General features: G+C 73.0%; 15 protein-coding genes. 6 read left to right on the top strand and 9 right to left on the bottom strand.

Annotation, left to right across the window (positions count from 1 at the left end; all coding sequences use genetic code 11):
* Positions 1–1,978: DUF4347 domain-containing protein (locus tag AC6H2I_RS24330; protein ID WP_497503347.1), on the bottom strand; the 1,978-nt coding region annotated here is incomplete at its 3' end.
* 664 nt (positions 1,979–2,642) lie between these two features.
* Here AC6H2I_RS24330 and AC6H2I_RS24325 point away from each other — a divergent pair.
* The 5 genes from AC6H2I_RS24325 to AC6H2I_RS24305 all read left to right on the top strand — a co-directional run bounded on the left by AC6H2I_RS24325 (position 2,643) and on the right by AC6H2I_RS24305 (position 5,615).
* Positions 2,643–3,317: a MotA/TolQ/ExbB proton channel family protein gene (locus tag AC6H2I_RS24325; RefSeq protein WP_497503346.1), complete on the top strand. Its 675-nt coding sequence runs from the start codon at positions 2,643–2,645 to the stop codon at positions 3,315–3,317.
* On the top strand, positions 3,310–3,918 hold the full coding sequence (locus AC6H2I_RS24320; RefSeq protein ID WP_497503345.1) for a hypothetical protein: 609 nt from the start codon (positions 3,310–3,312) through the stop codon (positions 3,916–3,918). Before AC6H2I_RS24325 ends, AC6H2I_RS24320 begins: the two co-directional genes overlap by 8 nt.
* 5 nt (positions 3,919–3,923) lie before the next feature.
* A complete protein-coding gene (locus tag AC6H2I_RS24315; protein WP_497503344.1) occupies positions 3,924–4,436 on the top strand; it encodes a hypothetical protein in 513 nt (170 codons plus the stop codon).
* A gap of 118 nt (positions 4,437–4,554) precedes the next feature.
* Positions 4,555–5,043 carry a YajQ family cyclic di-GMP-binding protein gene (locus tag AC6H2I_RS24310; RefSeq protein ID WP_497503343.1) on the top strand — a complete coding sequence of 163 codons (489 nt, stop codon included), beginning with the start codon at positions 4,555–4,557 and terminating at the stop codon, positions 5,041–5,043.
* 161 nt (positions 5,044–5,204) lie between these two features.
* A complete protein-coding gene (locus AC6H2I_RS24305; RefSeq protein WP_497503342.1) occupies positions 5,205–5,615 on the top strand; it encodes a hypothetical protein in 411 nt (136 codons plus the stop codon).
* Between the two features lie 62 nt (positions 5,616–5,677).
* Here AC6H2I_RS24305 and AC6H2I_RS24300 read toward each other — a convergent pair whose 3' ends face one another.
* The 5 genes from AC6H2I_RS24300 to AC6H2I_RS24280 form a co-directional block, all read right to left on the bottom strand.
* The gene (locus AC6H2I_RS24300) at positions 5,678–7,687 is read right to left on the bottom strand and encodes a sensor histidine kinase (protein ID WP_497503341.1); all 2,010 of its coding nucleotides are present in this window, start codon (positions 7,685–7,687) and stop codon (positions 5,678–5,680) included.
* A 199-nt stretch (positions 7,688–7,886) separates the two neighbouring features.
* Entirely contained in the window at positions 7,887–8,291 is a 405-nt protein-coding gene (locus tag AC6H2I_RS24295; protein WP_497503340.1) for a response regulator, read from the bottom strand.
* Positions 8,292–8,385: 94 nt separating this feature from the next.
* Positions 8,386–13,257 carry a PAS-domain containing protein gene (locus AC6H2I_RS24290; protein ID WP_497503339.1) on the bottom strand — a complete coding sequence of 1,624 codons (4,872 nt, stop codon included), beginning with the start codon at positions 13,255–13,257 and terminating at the stop codon, positions 8,386–8,388.
* A 140-nt stretch (positions 13,258–13,397) separates the two neighbouring features.
* Complete coding sequence (locus AC6H2I_RS24285; protein ID WP_497503338.1) at positions 13,398–13,844, bottom strand: hypothetical protein; 447 nt, start codon at positions 13,842–13,844, stop codon at positions 13,398–13,400.
* A gap of 94 nt (positions 13,845–13,938) precedes the next feature.
* Complete coding sequence (locus AC6H2I_RS24280; RefSeq protein WP_497503337.1) at positions 13,939–14,169, bottom strand: hypothetical protein; 231 nt, start codon at positions 14,167–14,169, stop codon at positions 13,939–13,941.
* A gap of 277 nt (positions 14,170–14,446) precedes the next feature.
* Between AC6H2I_RS24280 and AC6H2I_RS24275 the strand changes: the two genes are divergently transcribed.
* A complete protein-coding gene (locus tag AC6H2I_RS24275) occupies positions 14,447–14,839 on the top strand; it encodes a hypothetical protein (protein WP_497503336.1) in 393 nt (130 codons plus the stop codon).
* A 55-nt stretch (positions 14,840–14,894) separates the two neighbouring features.
* Here AC6H2I_RS24275 and AC6H2I_RS24270 read toward each other — a convergent pair whose 3' ends face one another.
* The 3 genes from AC6H2I_RS24270 to AC6H2I_RS24260 form a co-directional block, all read right to left on the bottom strand.
* Positions 14,895–15,716, bottom strand: a complete 822-nt coding sequence (locus tag AC6H2I_RS24270) for a hypothetical protein (protein WP_497503335.1) — start codon at positions 15,714–15,716, stop codon at positions 14,895–14,897.
* Between the two features lie 149 nt (positions 15,717–15,865).
* The gene (gene tenA / locus AC6H2I_RS24265) at positions 15,866–16,561 is read right to left on the bottom strand and encodes a thiaminase II (protein WP_497503334.1); all 696 of its coding nucleotides are present in this window, start codon (positions 16,559–16,561) and stop codon (positions 15,866–15,868) included.
* A 170-nt stretch (positions 16,562–16,731) separates the two neighbouring features.
* Complete coding sequence (locus AC6H2I_RS24260) at positions 16,732–20,532, bottom strand: rhamnosyltransferase WsaF family glycosyltransferase (protein ID WP_497503333.1); 3,801 nt, start codon at positions 20,530–20,532, stop codon at positions 16,732–16,734.
* Positions 20,533–20,908: the final 376 nt, after the last annotated feature.

Raw genomic sequence — 20,908 nt, 5'->3', positions numbered from 1 at the left:
CGTAGAGGGCGTCGGACTGCTGGTTGCCGTAGAGGGCGTCGTCGCCGAAGTCGCCGAAGATGGTGTCGTCGCCGAGATCGCCGAAGATGGTGTTGGCGTTGCCGTCGCCGGCCATGGCGTCGTTGGCCCCGGTGCCGAACACGGTCTCGCCGACGACCGGGGGCGTGCCGCCACCGCCGCCGTCACCGCCGCCACCGGAGCCGCCACCCGTGCCGCCGCCATCGGAGCCGCCCCCGTCGGAACCACCCCCGTCGGAACCGCCGTCACCGCCGCCCGTGGTGTCGTTGCCGCCACCGCCATCGAGGGTGTCGTTTCCGTCGCCACCCGACAGGGTGTCGTTTCCGTCGCCACCCGACAGGGTGTCGTTTCCGTCGCCGCCCGACAGGGTGTCGTTTCCGTCACCGCCCGACAGGGTGTCGCCGCCGCCGTCGACGGTGTACTGGACGTCGATGCCCGCGCTGACCTTGCCGCTGAGATCGCCCACGTCGGCGGCCGAGCCGACGATGTGAAGCACGTCGCCGTCGCCGCCCACGATGCTGTTGAGGGCGTTGACCTGGGCGGCGGTGAGGCGGATGTCGTGGGTGCCGCCACCGGCCAGGTCGACACGCTCGACGGCGGTCAGTGTCATGCCTTCGAAATCGACGGCTTCAGCGGTCTGCACGTCGATGGAATCGGTGCCGGTGCCGCCGTCGTAGATCACCGAGGCGTTCACGTCGTCGGCGTCGTAGACGACGAAGCGGTCGTCGCCGCCCTCGCCGTAGTACTGGTCGGCCTGGCCGGCCACCCGGTCCTCCGGGTTCTCGGTGGCGAAGAAGCGCTGGGTGCCGTCGGGGTCGCGCTCGTCGTAGGCGCTGTAAAGGAAGTCGTCGCCCTCGCCGCCGTAGAGGGTGTCGGCCTCGGCATCGCCGGCCAGGGAGTCGCTGCCGGTGCCGCCGTAAACCACGTCGGAGCCGCCGTCCCCCTCGATCTGGTCGTTGTCGGCGCCGCCGTACATGGTGTCGTCGTCGGCACGCCCGGCGATCACGTCGTCGCCGGCCTCGCCGTACTGCACGTCGTTTCCGCCGCCGGCCTCGAGGGTGTCGTTGCCGAGGCCGCCGTACTCGATGTCGTTGCCGTTGTGGGCCCACACCCAGTCGGCGCCGTCGCCGCCCACGAACGTGTCGTCCTGGTTGCCCAGGACGAACACCTCGATGCCGCTGAAGCTGTCGCCCGCGGCGTCGCCGGCGTTGTTGCCCGGGTTGGACAGGTCGAGCACCAGGTTGCCCGTGGTCTGCTCGTAGGAGACGAAGTCGAAGCCGCTGCCGCCGTCCATGTGGTCGGCGCCGGCGCCGCCGTCGAGGGTGTCGCGGCCGCCGCCGGCCAGCAGCGTGTCGTTGCCGCCGTTGCCGAAGAGGTGGTCGTTGCCGAGGCCGCCGATCAGGGAATCGTTGCCGCCGAGGCCGGACATGGTGTCGCCGGCGTCGTCGCTGGTGAGGGTGTCGTCGCCCTCGGTCGCGGGGCCGTCCACCACCAGCAGGTGCGGCCACCCCTCGTGCCCCTCGAAGGGGGCGGCGGTGCGGACATGGCCGATGCGGGCATCGAGGCTCCACGCGCCGCCCAGGGACGAGTGGCCGACCGGGCGCGACGCGGCCGCGACGCTGGCGCCGGTGGCATAGGACAGGCGCTTCAGGAACGCCTGGCCGGTGGCGCCTTCGGCCACCCGGCAGGCGTGCACCAGGATCTCCGTGGCCGGGGCCGCCGGCCAGTGGCGGTCCAGCAGCGATCGGGCGTCGAACGGATCGGCACCGATGTGGACACGCCCCGGTTCGCCATGGCCCAGCAGGTGGATCGCCGCGGGGCGCTCCGCCAATGCCGCGCAAAGGGCCACATGGGCGTCCTCGTCGCTGCCGACCAGGATGACATGGACGTCCTTGCGCAGGCGCTCGAGAAGGAATCCCAGGTCGTCGAGGCCGGAATCCGCGATCAGGATCTCACGCACGTGTCTGCTTCCTTTCTTAGCCGGTCGGGCCTCGCGGAACGCAAGGAGACGGTGGCGCCCGCGGCGACAGGACGTCGCCGAGGACACGCCCGGCAATGGGGGAGATGACGAAATCGTGGACTATTGTGTGATCGCGGGCTGAAATCGTAAGGACCAAAAGTGGTTGATACCTCATGAAGCTGAGAGTGGGCGCGACCGGGAGTGCTGATGGATCTGAGGAAATCTCGATCGGTTACTGGCACTGTTCCGGAGGCATAGAAGAACACGCGGGGTATAGCTGGGTCGGATTAGCTTGTTTGGGCAGGGCGCGACCACTCCGGAGGACCGCACCCGGCGACGGTCGGGGACGGTGGGCGCCGAGCGGCAGGGCGGCGGGACGTGCGGCATAGGCTTCCCTTTCGGCCGGGGATCCCGGGGAAGGCCACGCCGCGGCGCGGCGTCGTCGGGGTAGGCATGTCGCGCGCGGCGGGCGGATCCCGGCCGACGGCGCGGCCCAGCGGCCGCCGCCGGCCCTTTGCGCGGCGGCGGCGCCCTATCCTTTCGTCCTCTCCGGGGAACCCCGAGGAACATTGTGGTGCCGGGTGGGGTTCCTTGCGTGACGGCAGCCAAGGCCCCGTCCTTCCCGCAATTCCGGCGAAAGTGTGGTGCGCCGATGAACCAATGGATGCTCTGGAGCCGATTCGCCGCGATCAACCTGTTCGGTGCGGCCGCTCTGGCTCTCGCGTGGATCAATGGCTGGGTCGGCCACGTGATCGAGGCCGATACGAGCCGTATCAGCGTGCTGATCTTCGTTCTCTTCCTGATCGGGCTGGTCGCGACCGCCTGGCGCATAGAGAAGGTGACGTCGGAACTCGACAACATCGAACGCGGCGCGGGGGGGCGGGTGGACGCCTACCGCCGGGCGATCACCGTCGCCGGCGCGTCGAACGCCGCCCGGGCGCTGGAACTGCGCCTGTTCGGCCGAATCGTGTTCATCCGGCACATCGCCAACGCCCTGGTGATGCTGGGACTGATCGGCACGGTGGTGGGCTTCGTGATGGCCCTCGACGGTGTCGACGCCTCGACCGCCTCGGACACCGACGCCATCGGCAGCATGGTCGGCACCATGATCCACGGGCTGGGCGTGGCGCTCTACACGACGCTGGTGGGGTCGATCCTCAACATCTGGCTGTCGGTCAACTTCCAGCTGCTGGCCACCGGAACCGCCAACCTCGCGGCGACGCTGCTCGACGCCGGGGCCGGGTCCACCGACGGCGACGGCGCCGCGGCGCGCCGGCCGCGTCCGGCCGCGCCGGTGCCCGGCACCGGCACCTCACCCGGCGAGACCGCCCATGTTTGATCCGTGGAACGAAAGCGACGACACCGGCACCGTCTTCCGCGACATGATCACGCTGGCCCTGGCCGGGTTCATCTGCATGCTGCTTCTCCTGCTGCCGCACGTGAATCCGCCGGCCAAGGAAGGCACCGGGGTGGCCGATGCGCAGCCGCCGGGGAACGTCATCATCGAGGCGCGGTGGGACGACAAGCTGCGCAGCGACGTCGACCTCTGGGTGCAGGCACCCGGTGACGTGCCCGTCGGGTACTCGAACAAATCCGGCCTCATCTTCAATCTGCTGCGCGATGACCTCGGCAGCTACGCCGATCCGACCGAGGTGAACTTCGAAACCTCGTTCTCCCGAGGCATTCCCCCTGGGGAGTACGCGGTGAATCTTCATCTCTTCCGGAACCTGGACAGCGTTTATCCCATTGTCGTCCGTGTGGTCGCCCGCGTGAAGGCGGAGCAGGATTCCGGAGCCGCCACCATCGCGGCGACGCGCGTCCGGCTCGACCACGAAGGACAAGAAGTGACCGCCTTCCGGTTCAAGCTGACCGACAAGGGCGAATTGGTGCCAGGGAGCATGAACGCCGTCTACAAACCCTTGCGTTCCGCCAGGAAATGACAGCCATGGAAACTCTGACCCTCCTCTTCGCCTTCGTCGCCGTCGTGACCCTTCTTCTGGTGCTGGCGGCCCTGCGCTGGACACGGGACAGCCGGGCCCGGGCCCTGATCATCGCCCTGTTCGCGCTGATGCTGCCGGCGGCCTACGCCGCCCCGGCCACGCTGCTCGGCAAGGCCAAGCCGGTCACCCTGGAATGGGTGGGCACCAACGTGAAGGAGGCGTCGGTGCTCAGCGCCACCTTCGTGGAGAACGAGGCGATCTACCTCACCCTGCTGTGGGACCAGGCGCCGAACCTGTACCGGCTGCCGTGGGACCGCACCATGGCCGAGCAACTGCAGGCGGCCATGCGCGACGCCCAGCGCAACGGCACCAACCCGATGATGCGGCTTCCCTTCGAGCGGTCGTGGGACGACCAGGAGCCGCGCTTCTACGCCACGCCGCAGCCGAAGATGCCGGACAAGCCGTACCAGGGCCCGTCCCCCGGCCTCGAGTTCCAGCACCCGGGCCAGGCCACCTGAGCACGGCCGGGGGTGGCAGCCGTGGGGTGCCCGACTGGGGGTGGCGGTCGGGGGTGGACGGGTCCTCCCCCGTCCTCTACGGTGCCGCGTCACACGCCATGATCACCGGGAGCCGCCCATGCCGTCGTTCGACATCGTGTCCAAGACCGACCTTCAGGAAGTCGACAACGCGCTTGCCGGCGTCCGCCGCGAGATCGATCAGCGCTTCGACTTCAAGGGCTCGCACTGCACGGTGGAACGCACGGATCACGCCATCGTCGTGGTGGCCGACGACGAGCCGAAGCTCGAGCAGATGCACGAGCTGCTGCGGGTCCACATGACCCGGCGCAAGGTCGACGCCAATTTCCTCGACTTCTCCGCCAAGGTCGAGAAGGCGGCGGGCAGCACCCTGCGCCACACCGTCACCGTGCGCGAGGGCATCGCCCAGGATCTCGCCAAGCAGATCGTCAAGTCCATCAAGGACAGCAAGACGAAGGTCCAGGTGGCGATCCAGGGCGACGAGTTGCGGGTCAGCGGCAAGAAGCGGGACGATCTCCAGGCCGCCATCCAGCACGTCCGCGGCATGTCCGTCGAGCAGCCGCTGCAATACGTGAACTTCCGCGACTGAGGCCGGGCCGGCGCGCCGGCAAATCCTGCCGGCCACCCGGCAGGTTTTGCCGGGTCGTTGTTGCCGATGCTGCCCCGGGAGGCGCAATATCCGGGCCGATCCGGGGAGGCATGTTTCTTGCTTGTTCCCAGGGGCCCGCACTGCGCCCGATGGGTTGACCCATGACCGCCATGCCCGACACCGACTCCATCCGTCAGCTCCAGGTTCGCCTGGAGCAGATGCAGAGCCGTCGTGCCGGCGCCGTGCCGAAGGAGGTCGCGGATTTCGCCGGCCGCTTCGCCGCGATGCTGGAGGCGCTCAACGCCGGCGACTCCGCCAAGGGGGTCGGCGGTGGCGGCCGGGCGGCGGACGCACCGGCGGCCGCCGGCGGCCACGCCGTCGGTCCGGCGATGGCGACCCTGATCGCCCAGGGCGGTCTCGACAGCGTGGGCGGCGGGGACGCCGATGCGGCGCAGCCGGTGGCCGGGGGCGTGGCGGGCGGGCCGGCCGACGCCCTCAGCGCGAAGGACCAGGCGCTGGGCGGCGGGCCGGTCGACGCCCGGTGGATGGCGATGCTGCTGGCCGATGGCTGATGGCTGATGGCGGATGGCCGGCGGGTGAGTCCGACGGCGCCGTCCGTCGGTCTGGCGGTTCTTTACTCCGCGGCCGGCTGAGGCAGCGGTGCGCCGCCGGCGACGGTGAGCAGGGGGCGGGCGCCGACGGCGATCTCGCCCACGGGGGCCGGCCGCTCGCCGGCCGCCGCCTCGTAGACGGCGGGAACGCACACCACCACCCGGGTGCCGTGGCCCGGCTCGCTCGCCACCTCGATGTCGCCGCCCAGCGTCGCGCAATGGTGCCCCACCAGCGTCAGGCCGAGCCCGGCGCCCGGAACCTTGCGGCCCTTGTGCAGCGGACTCGTTCCTTGGACGAAGGCCCGGAACAGGCGGCCGGTCTGCGCCGCGGCGAAGCCCACGCCGGTGTCGGAGACGGTGAAGCGGAGCCACGCGGCGCCGTTCCGGTCGATCCGCTCGGCCGCCAGGGAGACCCGGCCGTCGCGGGTGAACTTGCAGGCGTTGTCCAGCAGGTTGATCAGGATCTGCCGCACCTTGGTGAAGTCGGTGTGCATGCTTCCCAGCCCCGGCGCCGCGGTCGCCGCCAGGGTGTTGCCGTTGAGGTCGGCGAGCGGAAGGCAGCGCTCCCGCACCTCGGCGACGAGGCGGCCGACGTCGAAATCCTGGACGCAGACGTCCATGGCGCCGGCTTCGATCTTGGCGTAGTCGAGGATGGAGTCGACCAGGGCGAGGAGCTGCTCGCCCGACCACTGGATCGTCTCCACGTCGTTGGCCAGCTCGCCCACGCCGTGCCGGTGCAGTTCCCCCATCAAGGCGTGGCTGGCGTCGACGATGGCGTTGAGGGGGGCGTGCAACTCCTGCCCCATGTTGACCAGGAAATCGGTCTTGGCGGTGTTGCCGGCCTCGGCGATGTCCTTTTCGGCCATCAGGCGGCTTTGCAGCGTCGCCGCTTCCCCCTTCAGGCGTTCGATGTCCTCGCTGTTGGCGCGCAACGCCTCGACCGCCCGCGCCATGGAGCCGATTTCCGCACCATCGGCCAGCACCGGCAGGGTGTTGACCGTGTTGCGCCCGGCCGCCAGCTCGCTCACCGCGGCCGCCATCACGCGCACCGGGCGGGCGACGCTGCGCGCCACGAACCAGGTCACCCCCAGGCCGAGCAGCAGCAGCGCCGCACCCAGCCACACCGCCATCTCCACATAGCCGCCCATTTCCGCCGACAGGCCGTCGCGCAGGGCGGCGGTGCTGTCCTCGGCCCGCCCCCGCACCTCGGCGATGCGGTCCAGCACCGTCGCCGCGTTGGGCACCATGGCGCCGGCGCGCAGGGCGTCCTCCTCGTCGAGGATCTCGGCGATGCGGTCGAGCATGGCGTCCGTGCTGTCCAGCATGCCGGCGACCTCGAAGATGAGCTGCCGGGTGCCGGGCACCCAGAGGTAGCGGTTCATCTCCGCCAGCCGCGCGCGCGCCACCTCGAGCTGGGCGTGCATGGCGCGGGCGTCGTCGGGCGCACGCCGCTCCACGAAGCGGACGGCGTGGTCCTGCATCAGCAGCACGGCGATCGCCGCCTCGCTGGCCAGGGTCGCCGAATCGACGCCGCCGGAATCCTTCAGCTTGCCCAGATGCTCGCGCATCTGCTCGGTCAGCGGCTCCAGGGTGCCCAGGGCCAGGCGGTCGCGTTCGTTGCGCAGCTCCACCAGGCCGAGGAACCCGGTCCAGTACCCTTCCAGCCCGTTGCGGGCGTCCGCCACCGCCGTCGCGTCGTCGGCCGCGTCGACCTGGCGGCTCAACTCCTCCAGGCCGGCCTGCACGGCGTCGCGACGGGCGACCGTGCGCGCGAAGCTGGTGGGATCGGGGGATTCGAGGTGGTCGCGCACGGCGACCGTGAGGTCGCGCATGCCGATGTCCACGTCGGCCGCGGTGCGCGCCGTTCCGGCGGTGGCGGAAAAGCCGTCCACCTCGCGCGACATGCCGTAGAGCGCCGCCAGGCCGACGACGGCGAGCACGGCCATCAGCGCGAAGGCCGTGGCGAAGCCCACGAAGATCCGCGTCGCCACCGACATCTCGGCGAGCCGGGGCAGGAGGCCGAACCGTTTCACACCAACTCCGTCCCTTGCGTGGTCCGCTGCCACCATTTGCGCCGATAAGCTACGGACCTGTTAAGGGCCGGCAGCGACCGCCGCACGCCACGGACTTGTCACGGGCGCCCGACCCGATGGATGCCGAAGTGTACAGGGCCGCGGGGCGGCCGGAAACAGACAACTCATGGATGCCCCGGTCGCGCCCGCCCGCGGGCCGTCACCGCCCCGCGAGCAGCCGGTCGACCCGTTCCTTCAGCGCGCCGAAGGAGGGCGGCTTGACGACGAAGCCGTTGACGCCGAGCGCCATCGCCTTCTTCACGATCTCGGATTCGGTGTGGTTGGTCAGGAAGACCACCGGCGTCCGCGTGTTGGCGACGTCCGGGCTCGACCGCAGCTGGGCGAGGAACTGCAGGCCACTGACCGGCTTCATGTCGATGTCGCAGACCACGAAGTCGGGCGCGGTGCGGATGCACTCCCGCAGGCCGGATTCGCCGTTGTCGGCCTCGGCCACGGACTTGAACCCGATCTGGCCGAGGATCTGCATGATGGTGCGGCGGACGAAGGGCTGATCCTCGATCACCAGGACCGTGTAGCGCCCGTAATCGACCGGGGTCTTGTCCATCCTGGCTCTCCTGCGGCCGCGCGCCCCCGGGGACCGGGGCGGGCGCGCGGGTCAACAGATAGCAGGGCAACGGCGCGCGGGGCAACCATGGCGTTCAGATCCCCTCGCGGATCAACTTTCCCACCCGCTCGAAGGCGTCCCGCAGCCGTGCCGCGTCGTCCAGCGCGGCGGGCAGGTCGCCGCCGGCGGCGGCGGTTTCGATGCGCGCACACATGGCCGCCAGCTCCACCGCTCCGGCGGTGCGGGCCGCGCCCCCCGCGGCGTGGGCGGCGCGGCGTCCCTCGTCGGCGTCGCCGCGCGCCAGCTCGGCCGCCACCGCGTCGACCAGCGGCGCGGTGGTCTCCAGGAAGAAGGCCAGCAGGTCGCGGGCCGCGTCGATGCTGCCGAAGGTGGCGACCACATGCTCGAGGTCGAGAACCGCGGCGGCGCCACCCTCGGACGGGGCGGCGGGGGGACGGGGCGGCCCCGCCGGGTCCGCCTGGCGGCCGGGGCCGATCGGCCGGCGCAGCGGCAGCGCCCGCGGCAGCCAGCGGCCGATGGTGCGCGACAGGCTTTGCAGGTCCACCGGCTTGGACAGGTAGTCGTCCATGCCCGCGGCGAAGCAGCGCTCCGCCTCGCCGGTGAGGGCGTTGGCGGTCAGCGCGACGATCGGCAGCCGGCGCCCGGTGTCGCGCTCGCGCCCGCGCACCCGGCGGGCCAGCTCGTAGCCGTCGACCTCGGGCATGAAGCAGTCGGTCAGCAGCAGGCCGTAGTCGCGGCGCTGCAGCGCCTCCCAGGCGTCGCGGCCGTCGACCGCCAGCTCCGCCGCGAAGCCGAGCTGCTCGAGTTGCTTGCGGATCACCACCTGGTTGGTCGGGTTGTCCTCGGCCACCAGGATGAGTGCCCCGGCGGCCAGCGCCTCGGCGATCGCCGGCGGGGCCACTGTGCCTCCCGGAGCCGGGCCTCCCGGAGCCGGGCCTCCCGGAGCCGGTCCTCCTGGGGCCGGGCCGCCCGGGACCAGGCCATGCGGAACCGCGGCCGGGGCGGCGCCCGGCCGGTCCGGCGGCGCCCGGCCGGCGGCCCGCGCCACCGCCGCGCGCAGGGCGTCGTGGCGCACCGGCTTCAGCAGGACCTCGCGCACGCCGGCCCGCCGGGCGCCGGCGGTCACGTCGGTTCCACCCAGCGTGTCGTCGACCGTGGCGACGACCACGCGGGTCTCGCGCAGGCCGGCGGTGCGGTCCAGCGCCGCCGCCAGGGACAGCCCGTCGAGGCGTCCGGGGGCATGGTCGGTCACCAGGACGTCGAAGGCGCCGTCGGCCTGGTGGGCGTCGCGCAACGCCGCCAGGGCCGCCCCGGCGTCGCCGGCGACGGCGACCCGCGCCCCCGCGGCGGCCAGGGCGGCGGAAAAGCCGTCGCGGACCGCCGCCGTGTCGTCGACCACGAGCACCCGCAATCCGGCGAGGTCGGCCGTCGTCCGCTCCGCCGGCGCCTCGGGGGCGACCGGAAGCGGCACCTCGAACCAGAAGGTGGAGCCACGCCCGGGCGCGCCGTCGACGCCGATGCGCCCGCCCATCAGCTCGACCAGCCGGCGGCAGATCGACAGCCCCAGCCCGCTGCCGCCGAAGCGGCGGGTCGTCGAGTCGTCGGCCTGGGTGAAGGGCTGGAACAGGCCGGCCTGCTGCTCGGGACTGAGGCCGATCCCGCTGTCCTCGACCTCGAAGCGCACGACACCGTCCTCGGCCCCGGGGCGGGCCAGGACCGCCACGTGGCCGCGTTCGGTGAACTTGATGGCGTTGCCGACCAGGTTCAGCAGGATCTGGCGCAGCCGCACCGGGTCCCCGATCCGCCGGTCGCGGCCGTCGAGCGCCACCCGCGTCGCCAGGTCCAGCCGCTTTTCGCGCGCGCGCGTCGCCATCAGGTCGGCGACCCCCTCGACGACGCCGCCGACCGTCACCGGCACCGCCTCCAGGCGCAGCCGGCCGGCCTCGATCCGGGAGAAGTCGAGAATGTCGTCGATGATGGTGAGCAGCGACGAGGCGGATTCCCGCACCACGCCGAGAACCGTGCGCTGCTCGGCGTCGAGCGGCGTGCGGTCCAGCACCTCGAGCATGCCCAGGACGCCGTTCATCGGGGTGCGGATCTCGTGGCTCATGGTGGCGAGGAACGTGGACTTGGCGCGGGCCGCCTCTTCCGCCTGGTTCTTGGCCAGGCGCAGCGCGTCCTCGGTGCGCCGCCGCTCGGACACGTCGGTGTAGGTGAGGATGTGGCCGCCCCCCGCCATGGCGGCGGCGCGGATGCCCAGGACCGGGCCGCCGGCCAGCGCCAGCTCGTGGTCGCGCGCGGCGCCGCCGCGCACCAGGACGGCGACCCGCTCCGCCTCGGCCTCCGCCTCCCCGGCGGGCAGGTCGCCGCGGGCCGCCGCCGCGCCCATCAGCGTGGCGAGGGTCGGGCGCTGGGCGGTCAGCGTCTCGGGGAAGCGCCAGAGATCGGCGAAGCGGCGGTTGTGGAGCACCAGGCGCCGGGTGGCGTCGAACATGGCGACGCCGGTGGGCATGGCGTCGAACAGCGCCTGGAGCTGGGCGGTGCGCGCCGCGACGGCGGCCTCGGCCTCGACCTGGCGGGTCACGTCGACCGCGGTGACCTGGACCGCCGCCTCGCCCATCCAGTCGACCGCCCGGGTCAGGACGTCCACCCAGATGCGGGCGCCGGCGCCGCCGCCGGGGCGGGGGCGGGGGGGGCGCGGCGCCCCGCCCGGCTCGGCGTCCCCCGGGCCCGGTTCCCCCGGGCCGGCGCCGGCCCCCAGCAGCCGCCGCCAGGCCACGACCTGGTCGGCGTCGTCGGCCGGCACCAGCGTGTCGACGAGGGAGCAGCCGACCAGCCCCGAGGGATCGGCGTGGCCGACCATGGCGGCGAAGGCGGGGTTGACGAAGAGGGCGCGGCCATCGCGCAGGACCAGGATGCCCTGCACCGATCCCTCGATCAGGTCGCGGAATCGCGCCTCGCTCTCGCGCATCGCCTGGACCGCGCGGGTCCGGTCGGACACGTCGGTGATGGTGATCACCCAACCGCCCTCCGGGCGCGGCGAGCCGCGCAGCTCCAGGTCGCGGCCCTCCACCGTATGGAACAGCTGGGAATAGGGCTCCTGGCGGCGCATGAACCCCAACCGCTGCTCGATGAAACGGTCGGCGTCCACCCCGGGGAAGTAGCCGTTCTCCACGCCGTAGCGCAGCAGCTCGTCCATCCGCCGGTGGCGGCCGATGACGTCCGGGGGCAGGTTCCAGTAGTCGCTGTAGCGCCGGTTGAAGACGCGGATGCCGAGGTCGTCGTCGCACATGATCATGGCGCTGGGCATCGCCTCGATGGCGGCGCGGAGCTGGGCCGCCGCCGCCGCCGCCTCGGCCTCGGCGCGCACCCGGTCGGAGACGTCGACCACCGTGGTCTGCACCGCCGGTGCGCCCATCCAGTCGACCACCCGGTCGATGGTCTCCACGGTGACCGCCGTGCCGTCCCGGCGCAGGCTGCGCATGCGGGTGACGCCGCCGCCGGAACGGCCGTCCGTGGTGCGGCCGTCCATGGTGCGGCCGTCCATGGTGCGGAGGTAGCGCGCCCAGGAGCGCGCCCGCTCCTCCGGCGCCACCAGCGGACGCAGGCTCTCCAGCGCCACCACCGCCTCGCCGTCGGCGTAGCCGTGGAGCCGGGCGAAGGCGTCGTTGGCGAACAGCGGGCGGAAGGCGCGGTGCACCAGGATGCCCTGGATCGAGCCCTCGATCAGGCCGCGGAAGCGCGCCTCGCTGGCGGCGATGGCGCGCTCCCGTCGGCGCAGCTCGCGGACGACGTAGCTGGCGGCGCGGGCCAGCTCGGCGATCTCGTCGCCCCCGTCGTCGTGGAAATCGGCCGGCTGCCCCTCCATCAGCCGCCGCATGCCGTCCTGCAGGCGCCGCAGGCGGCGCACCACCCGCAGGTGGACGGACACGGCGATGGCGCCGCCGGCGGCGGCGCACAGCGCCGCCAGCACGGACAGCCGTTCGCGCTGGCGGACCAGCGCCGCGCCCAGCGCCCGGTTGGTCGCCAGCACGTCGTCGCGCACCGCGGCGATCAGCCCGGCCACGGCACCGGACAGCCGCTCGGCCGCGTTCCGGTTCTCGGCCACCAGGGCCCGCCCCTCGGCCCCCAGTTCGGCGCGCCGCCCGGCGTTGACCAGCAGCCCGCCGGGACCGGCGGCGACGGCCCGCATCTCCGCGTGCAGGGCCGAGATGCGGTCGAGGAACGCCGGCGAGTCCGACGCCGACAGCAGGTCGCGCAGGCGGACCAGCTCCGCCGTTGCCGCCTCGCGCCGCGCCGCCGAGCGGCCCGGATCGGGGGCGGTGGACAGCCCGAACAGCAGCAGCAGAAGCCGCTCCTCCGCCGCCCGGGCGGCGAGCAGGCGGTCGCGTTCGGCGGCCGCGGCGCGGGCCTCCTCCGGGGTGCCGGCGCCGCCCCGCCGGCGGCCGTCGGCGACGCGGTCGAGATCGAGCAGGCGGGCGTCGACGACGCTGCGGGCGCGCCCGAACAGCACCAGGAAGCGCTCCATGCCGGTGCGCAGCGCGTCGTCCGTCGCCAGCCGGCGCGCCACCAGCCCGTCGATGGCGCGGACGCTGTCGACCAGCGCGTCCTGGTGCACGGCGACCGCCGTGCCGCCGCCCAGCCGGGCCACCAGGGCGTCGAGGCGGCGGCGCTGTTCCGCCGCGTCGGCCATCACCGCGCGCCGGTCGTCCTCGCCGCGGGCCAGCAGCAGCGCCGGGGCGCGGCCGATCAGGGATTCGCTCTGGCGGCCCAGCTCGGTGGCCGCCACCATGGTGTCGAGCTGCGAGGAGGCGACGCGCTCGAAGCTGGCCTTGAAGTCGCCGAGGGCGACGATGGCGGTGGCGCAGGCGGCCAGGGTGAGCAGCACCATGCCGACGACGCCCGCCAGAAGCCGGGCCCTGACGCCGAAGCGTGTGCCGACCATTCCCCCGACCCCCGACAGCCGCGCCCGCCGCGCAGTTTATCAACCGGCGCACGAACGCGCGACCCCTGCCGGTCGCGGCGCGCGACGGGGTGGCTCCGGCGCGGCGCCCGGCGTGCCGGTCGGGTCAGCGGGTCAGCGGGTCAGCGGGGCCGCCGGTGCCGTGCCGCGAGCGCCCGGCGCACGGGCCCGGCCACGCGCACGCGCAGGGCGGTGACCAGCGGGGTGACCAGGGGGCTGACCAGGGCGGCGAGCAGGGCGCGCTCGGGATGGGCCTCGCGGGCGCAGACGACGCGACCGGCGTGGGCCAGCGCGGTGCGGGCGAGGGCGGACGGGTCGGGGCAGGGCTCGCGGTCGATGGCGAAGCCGGCCAGGGTGTCGGCAAGCACCTCCACCGCCTGCAGGGGGGGCAGGTGCATCAGCAGCCGCGCCGCCGGTTCCGGCACCCGGCCGGCGTGGGCGAAGGCGGCGGCGACGGTCACCGCCGCGCCGTCGGCGGCGGTGCCGATCGGGTAGGCGAGCAGGCGGCGGGCCCGGTCCTCGACCACCGGCGACCAGCCGGCGGTTGCGGTGATGACGGGATTGAACATCGTGCCTCCCCGGCCCCGGGCGCGGGGCGCCCCCTCACCGGGGCGTCCCATGGCCGGCACCGTCAGGGAGACGTTGTTCGCCCGCCGAACCCTGTCAAGGCCGGCGGTCGGGGCGCGCCACCGGCGCGACGGCGCGGCACACCCACGTCGCGGTGGGCGGGGCGGGGCGGCGGCGCCGGTTGAGGGCGTCGGCGACGGGCGCGAGGTGGCGCAGCACGTCGTCGCGCGACAGGCCGTCGCGGCGCAGCAGCGCCTGGGCGACGGGATCGTCGAGAAGTTCGGCAACGCGGCTGCGCCACGTCTGCCGGTGCGGCAGTCCGTCCATGGCTGGTCTCGTCGAGGGTTGCGGGCCTCGGACACGGGCTCGTGCCGGTGGCGTCAACCTAGGCGCGGTCTGTGACGGTTTCAATCCCGCCGGCCGGGGATGACCGCAGGGTCACTGTCCGAGCGGGCGCTTGACCGGTGCACGCCCGCCCGCCGGGGATGACCGCAGGGTCACTGTCCGAGCGGGCGCTTGACCGGTGCACGATTGCACCGCGGGCCGGGCGGTGCCCGTGCTAGGATCGCCGCGCGTTCAGCGGACCACATGGAAAGACGTGCCGATGCCCGATGCCCTGACCCGCCCCGAGTTCGAGACGCTGTGGAAGGCGTTCCTGAAGCAGGCCGTGACCGAATTCGCGACGCGCCGGGAATCCGAGGTGCTGCGCGACGTGGTCGGCAGCCAGACCGACGCGCTGCAGTCGATGGTCGCGGCGGTCGGGCACATGCGCGAGGAGATCGAAGCGCTGCACGCCGAGCAGGCCGCCCTGCACGCCCGGGTGGCGGCGCTGAGCATGGTCGGCGGCACGCTGGCGCAGGGGCTGGTGAGCGCGGGGGTGCCGCGGGACGAGGTGCGCCGCGCCGTCGAGGGCGCGCGCGCGGCGCTGCCCGACGACCTGCGCCGGGACGGCGGCGTGGCGGTCGACGCCGTCCTGGCGGTGGTGCCCGCGGGCTGATCCGGCCGGTCCGCCCGGGCCCCCGTCTCAAGCGCCCGGTCTCACGGGCCCGGTGTCAGTGGATGGTCGGCGAGACCTCGTCGTCGTCCGCGTCGTCCGCGTCGGGGACGAGGCGGGCGCGCACGGCCGACAGGCAGAAGGCGTGCCAGCACAGGTCGACGATCACCGGCGGCACGTCGCTGGCGTCCTGCCCCGGCAGCACGTGGGTTTGCGAGGCGTGGGCCATGGCGGCCCCGATGGCGTTGACGCTGCTCCGCCCGGTCGGGCCGATGAGGTCGAGGGTCTGGGCCAGCGCGCGGGCGTCGAGCCGCACGACGATCGGGGCGACGGTGATCTCCGCGGCGTTGGCGCGCATCCGGCCGACCGCGACGTACGCCTCCAGCAGATCGTCGCGGTCCTCCGGCCGCAGCACCGCGACGATGGCCCGGCTGCCGGCGAGCTGGCCGACGGGGTCGAACTCGAACACCACGGCGCGCTCGGGCTGGCGTGCCCCGGCCAGGGTCGCCACCTTGTCGCCCGGCCGGCCGTTGGTGATCCCGGCCGCCTCCTCGAAGATGTCGGAATGGCCGCCGCCTTCCATGTGGATCACCAGCGGGCCGTCGGTGATGGCGACGGTGGCCAGCAGGCGGGCCATGAAGTCGACCGGCGTCTGCGCCGCACCGTCCCAGTCGCCGTCCCAGTCGCCATCCTCGGCCCCGTCCTCGGCGCCATCCTCGGCCCCGCCGCCGCTTCCGCCGGCGCTCCCGTCGTCGTCGTCCTCCAGTCCGATGCCGGGGGGGACGTCGCTCTCGTCGTCCAGCTCGACCTCCGCTTCCAGGAGCTCCGCGCCGCGGCGGACGATGAGTTCGGCGAAGCTGATCTCGTGATCCAGGTCCAAGGCGCCCTCCCCGGGGGCTGGCGCCCCCTTCAACGCGACGGATCGCACGGGCCGCGGCTGCGGCCCCATCGTGGGGGCGCGGTCGCGTCCCCATCATGGACTATGGTGAGCGCGGCGCCGTTGGGCGAGCCCCTTCGGCGGCGCCGCGGTCACAAGGCGCGGGTCGCCCCCATCTCCCAGAACGCCGTCTCCAGGCGGCAGGCCTGGGCGAACACCCGGACGAGCTGGGGGAACCGGGCCTCGGGCATGCTGCGCAGGGCCAGCCGGTCCAGCGTCGCGCGGGCCGCCGCGGCCACCCCCTGGTAGGCGTCGCCGGCGTACTCGGCGATCCAGCCGCGGTAGGGGTTGGTGGCGTCCAGCGCGCCGGGGACGGCGGCGAGCGTGCGGGCGATCTCGGCGTAGCCGACGACGCAGGGGGCCAGCGCCACGTGCAGGTCGAGCAGGTCGCCGCGCATGCCGGTTTCCAGCACGTACCGGGTGTAGGCCATGGTGGCCGCGGCCTCCGGCGCGGCCTCCAGCTCGGCCGCCGACAGGCCCCAGCCGCCGCACAGCCGGACGTGCAGGTCCATCTCCACGTCGAGGATGGCCTTCAGGCCCTCGTGGGCGGCGCGCATGTCCTCCAGGGACTGGCCCTTGTAGACGGCCAGCGCGTACGCCCGCGCGAAGTGGATGAGGAACAGGTAGTCCTGCACCAGGTAATGGCGGAACGCGGCCGGCGCCAGCGTGCCGTCGCCCATGCCCCGGACGAAGGGATGGCCGACATAGGCCGACCACGCGTCCCCGGCGGTGGCGGCCAGCCGGTCGAACAGGGGGGGCGGCGGCTCGGTTGCAGGACGTCCGCTCATGGCGGGCATTCTCCCTCGGCTGATGCGTGGCACGGCGGCTGCCGCGGCGGCTGCGGCGGCGGCGGCGGCGGCGGCGGCGGCGGATGGTGCCGGACCGGGCGCCGCGGCGCAAGGCGGGGGCGTCCCGTCCGGCGCACGGCGCCCCGGCCACCGGCCGCGGCGGGGCAGGGTCACGACGTCGCCATGCGCATCTGCCAGTGGCAGAAGGCGAGCGCCCCCCCGGTCCGGTCCTCGTCCGCGATGACGGCCGGGGGGGCGTAGGGCTTCGGCAGGACCGCCTCGGGGACGGGCTGCCCGGCCAGCACGTCCAGCACGGTGTTGCCGATCACGTCCTGCTCCCACGCCAGGGTGCGCGACCGCATGCCCGTCACCGCGGCGCTGGAGCGCTCCTGCCACCTCGGCCCGTCCTCCAGGAGATCGATCATCGCCTGGGCCAGGGAGGCCTCGCCCTGGTAGGCCAGGACCGCCGAGTCGCCGTCGTGGTCGAGCAGATTGCCGTCGCGGTAGACGTCGACCGGCACGGTGCCCGCCGCCATCATCTCGAAGGGCATCCGCGACGGGTTGGACAGGCTGATGCACAGACCGACCTTGCAGCGGTTGTACAGCGCGTTGATCTCGCCGAGGTCCCGGATCAGCCCCAGGGGCTCGACCTCGAAGCCGAGGTGGTCGGGCGGCAGGTCGGACCCGTAGAGGTAGATCGTCACATCGGGCCGGGCCCGCTTCAGCCGCCGCAGGGCGCCGATGCCGAGACCGGCCGACCGCCGCGGCTTGTCGGGTTGGTAGACGAAGCAGACGGCGTCCTCCCGCTCCACCCCGCCGAGCGGGCGGTAGATCCCGGTGTCCACGCCCAGCCCGGCCGGCGTCGCGCGCGCGCCGTAGCGGGTGCGCAGCACGTGGGTCAGCCAGTTGCCGATGGTGAGGTGCTGGAGGCCGTGGCAATAGCTGTTCTCGGCGATCACATAGCCGTCGCCCAGCGGGTTGAAGCCGGCCTCGAAGTCCTGCACCAGATAGGCCTTGAACGGGCACGGGAGGTCCGCCACGAGCGCGGCGGAATGGGCGACGGTGGCCAGCGCGAGGTCGACCGGCGGCGCGGTGTCCCATCCGACGGCGATATGGGCCGGGATGCCCCGCAGATGCTCCTCCACGCAGGCGATCCCGGCGCCTTCGGCGTCCAGGTGGATGAACAGCTCCATGCCGAGCGTCTGCAGCCGCCGCGCGATGGCGAAGATGGTGCGGTGCCCGCCGGAGCCGACGATCGGCGCCGGGGCATAGACCGCCACCCGGGGCGAGGACCCGTGGCGGCCGATGCGGCGGCCCTCGGCGGGCTTGTGGTACAGCCCGAATTCGATGGGCAGGGCGTTCCGCTCGAAGCCCGACAGCGAGTCGTAGAAGCCGTCCGACGTCAGGGCCAGAAGGCCGGCCTTCCACACCGTGGCCGCCAGCACCTCCGACGCCGCCGCGTGCAGCCGGTGCCCGGTGGCACCGGCGCAGGCCCGGGCCAGGTCGGCGACGGCGCGCATGTCGGTGGCGCGGCCGGTGCCGAACGTCTCGTTGTGCTCCAGGTCGAAGAAGGCCCGGGCGATCGCCCGGGCCGGCCGCGTCAGCAGCGCGTGCGAGCGGGCCCGCGCCAGGCCGCGCAGATCGTCGGCGACGAGGCCGTGGTTGCGGACGTAGGCGCACACCGTTGCCGCGCCGTCCAGCATGCCCGCCTGGATGCGGCGGATGTGCCTCTCCACCACGGCCTCCTCGCCGGCCAGGACGAACCGCGTCGCCCGCACCCCTCCCTCTCCCCGCTCGTAGCCGACGACGGTGCCGCCGAGGCCGTTGAACAGCATCTCCAGGGGGGCGACGATCTCGTCCTCCCAGAAATACTCATGCCTGTTGTGATCGACGAGCCAGCCGTCCTTGCTGCTTTTTGCCGGCTGCTGGTTCAGAAAGCGGAACAGGCCGAGGTAGCAGCCATGGATCGGCGTCCCGGTGAGATGGGACAGGTTGTCCTGGATGGTGCCGCGCCAGCCGATGTCGACGACGAGGGGCGGCTGGCCGCCGCCGGGGAACCCCGCCTGGTCGAGATAGGCGCTCAGCGATCGGCGCTGCTCCGCGATATGGTCGGTCAGCGCCCGCTGGAACGCGCCGTCGCGCAGCACGGCGATGACGCGGGGGTCGTCCCACGGCATGTCGACGGCCTCGTCGAGGTCCAGCCCCTGCCGTCGGGCGCACCCCGCCGCGACCTCGGGGTCGATGTTGAGCGACCGGCAGAACGCGCGCACCGATTGCCGGGAATACTGGCTCCACAGCCGCATCAACTCCCGTGGCTCGGTCGAGCGCAGCGAGGCCGCAAAGGTCGAGACCCGGCTGACCTCCAGCAACTGCGCCTGCGGATACGTCTCCAGGTCGTAGGGGTCCAGGGCAACGACGTGCTCGAACAGCTCCTTGAAGAACTGGCCCTCCCGCGCGAAGAAAAAGATCCGGTCGACGTTCCGGTGAAGCGCGGTTTCCAGGACGTGCAGCACGAAGCTGACGGCGATCGGCGCGAGAAGGACCCCGTGTTCCTCCAGGTCGCCGCCACCGTCGGCACGCAGGGCGTGCGCCCGCTGGTGGAGCGCGGCCTCGAGGGCGGCCTCGATGGCGGCGTGGTGCCGCTCGGGGCGCCCCGTCAGGAGATCGTCGAGGGCGCGGCGCTGGACCTCCCGCCGCTCCTCCTCGGCGGGCTGCGTGTAGTGCGCACACCGCAGGCCGAGCGAGCGCGGCACGCCGACGTCGGCCGCGGGATCGTCGCCGACATGAAGGATCGCGTCGGGGCCGAGGGAGAAATCCGCCATGATCCGGCGGAACAGCGCGCCGGACCGCTTGCTCCTGAACTCGTCGCAGGAGCTGTACCCCCGAACGAACCGCCCGCCGAGGCCGTGCCGGTCCAGGAGGCGCATCACCACCGGGCTCTCGACATGGCCATCCGTGGCGAACACGGTCGGCGGCAGGGCGGGATCCATCAGGAACGCCCGGCACGGCTGATCCAGCCGTGTGCTGCGGCACTCCGCGCGGAACTCGTGGGCGAGGACCTCGTCCCTCAACCGGTCGACGGCGTCGGGCGGGACGCCGGGTTCAAGGATGTCCTCCAGCCAGCGGGATGCCGCGGCCGAGAGGCGGTACTCGGAATCGCGCAGGGGGGCCGCGCTCGCCTCGATCTGCTGCCGCCGGCGCAGGAGAACCGGGATGGACCGGTAGGCCGGGCGAATGCTCCGGAGGTGTCTGAGGTAGAGGTAGCGTGCCGAGCGCAGCTTGATTTCTTCCGGATCGCAGTCGCGCCGCAGCAGCGTGTCCCAGATGTCCAGCGACAGAAGGTGAACGCCCGCCACCATGTCCGGCGTGACCGGAAAGGGTGCGGGCGGCTGTTCGGTGGCCGGGGCCTCGGCGCGCCCCGGCGGCCGGGCCTCGCGCTGCGCCTTGGCGAGGCGGAGCCTGCCCGCGACGCGTTTCCAGTCCTCGTCCTGGTTTCGCGCCAGCCCGTCCGCCGCCCCGCGGGTGACGAAGTGCACCAGGGGATCCTCGCCGTCGGCGATCTCCGCGCCGTAGGTGCGGGCGTACCAGGTGGGATCGAAGTCCGGGTTGGGCCGGATGCCGGCCTTGCCGCCGTGTGCGAGGTAGTGGAGGAGCGGGTTGACCGGGCCGCGCGCCTCCGGGCATTGCTCGCGGTACCAGGTGACCGAGAACATGGGGTGGGGGTCGCGGCCCTCGGCATGCCCGTGGATGACGAAGTGCAGCAGCGGAGGGATGCCGGCGCTTTCGACGTCGGGGTTGCGCTCCAGATAGAAGGTTGTCGAGAACAGGGGGTGCGGGTCGGCGCCCTTGCGCCAGCCGGCGGTCAGGTAATCGGCCAACGCGGCGCCGTCGTCGGGGAACGAGCCCCCGGTGTTGCGCGTGTACCAGTCCACGCTGAACAGCGCCAGGAGGTCGGCGGTCGCGGTGTCCAATGGCTGATCCGACGGCGCGTCAAGCATGCAGGCCTTCCCCATGTCGATGGACAGTCCCGGCGGGCGACCGCCGGTACGGCAGCGGCATGGTAGCGGGTTGACCCGATCGTGTCCCGAGGCGTGGTTTCAGTGCCGTGGCGGGGCGGCGATGCGAGCCTGCAACCCGTGTCCTGGCTTTTCCGGTTCCGCGCCCAATCTGATGGTTCAGAACGCGCCGGCCCGGGCCGGAGAATCGAGGCGGGCGAGAACGTGCGGCAGGCCCAATTCAATTTGTTGGTCGGCGATGTTCCGCTTCGACCGGCCCGGTCCGGGCGGATCATGATCTAGTATCGCAATAGCACATGTGCCATACTCGTGAGCCGAATACAGGAGGATG

This window comes from Azospirillum sp. NS33 (assembly GCF_059703765.1).
The sequence above is the reverse complement of the archived record's forward strand: the minus strand, read 5'-3'. Positions and strand labels throughout refer to the sequence as shown.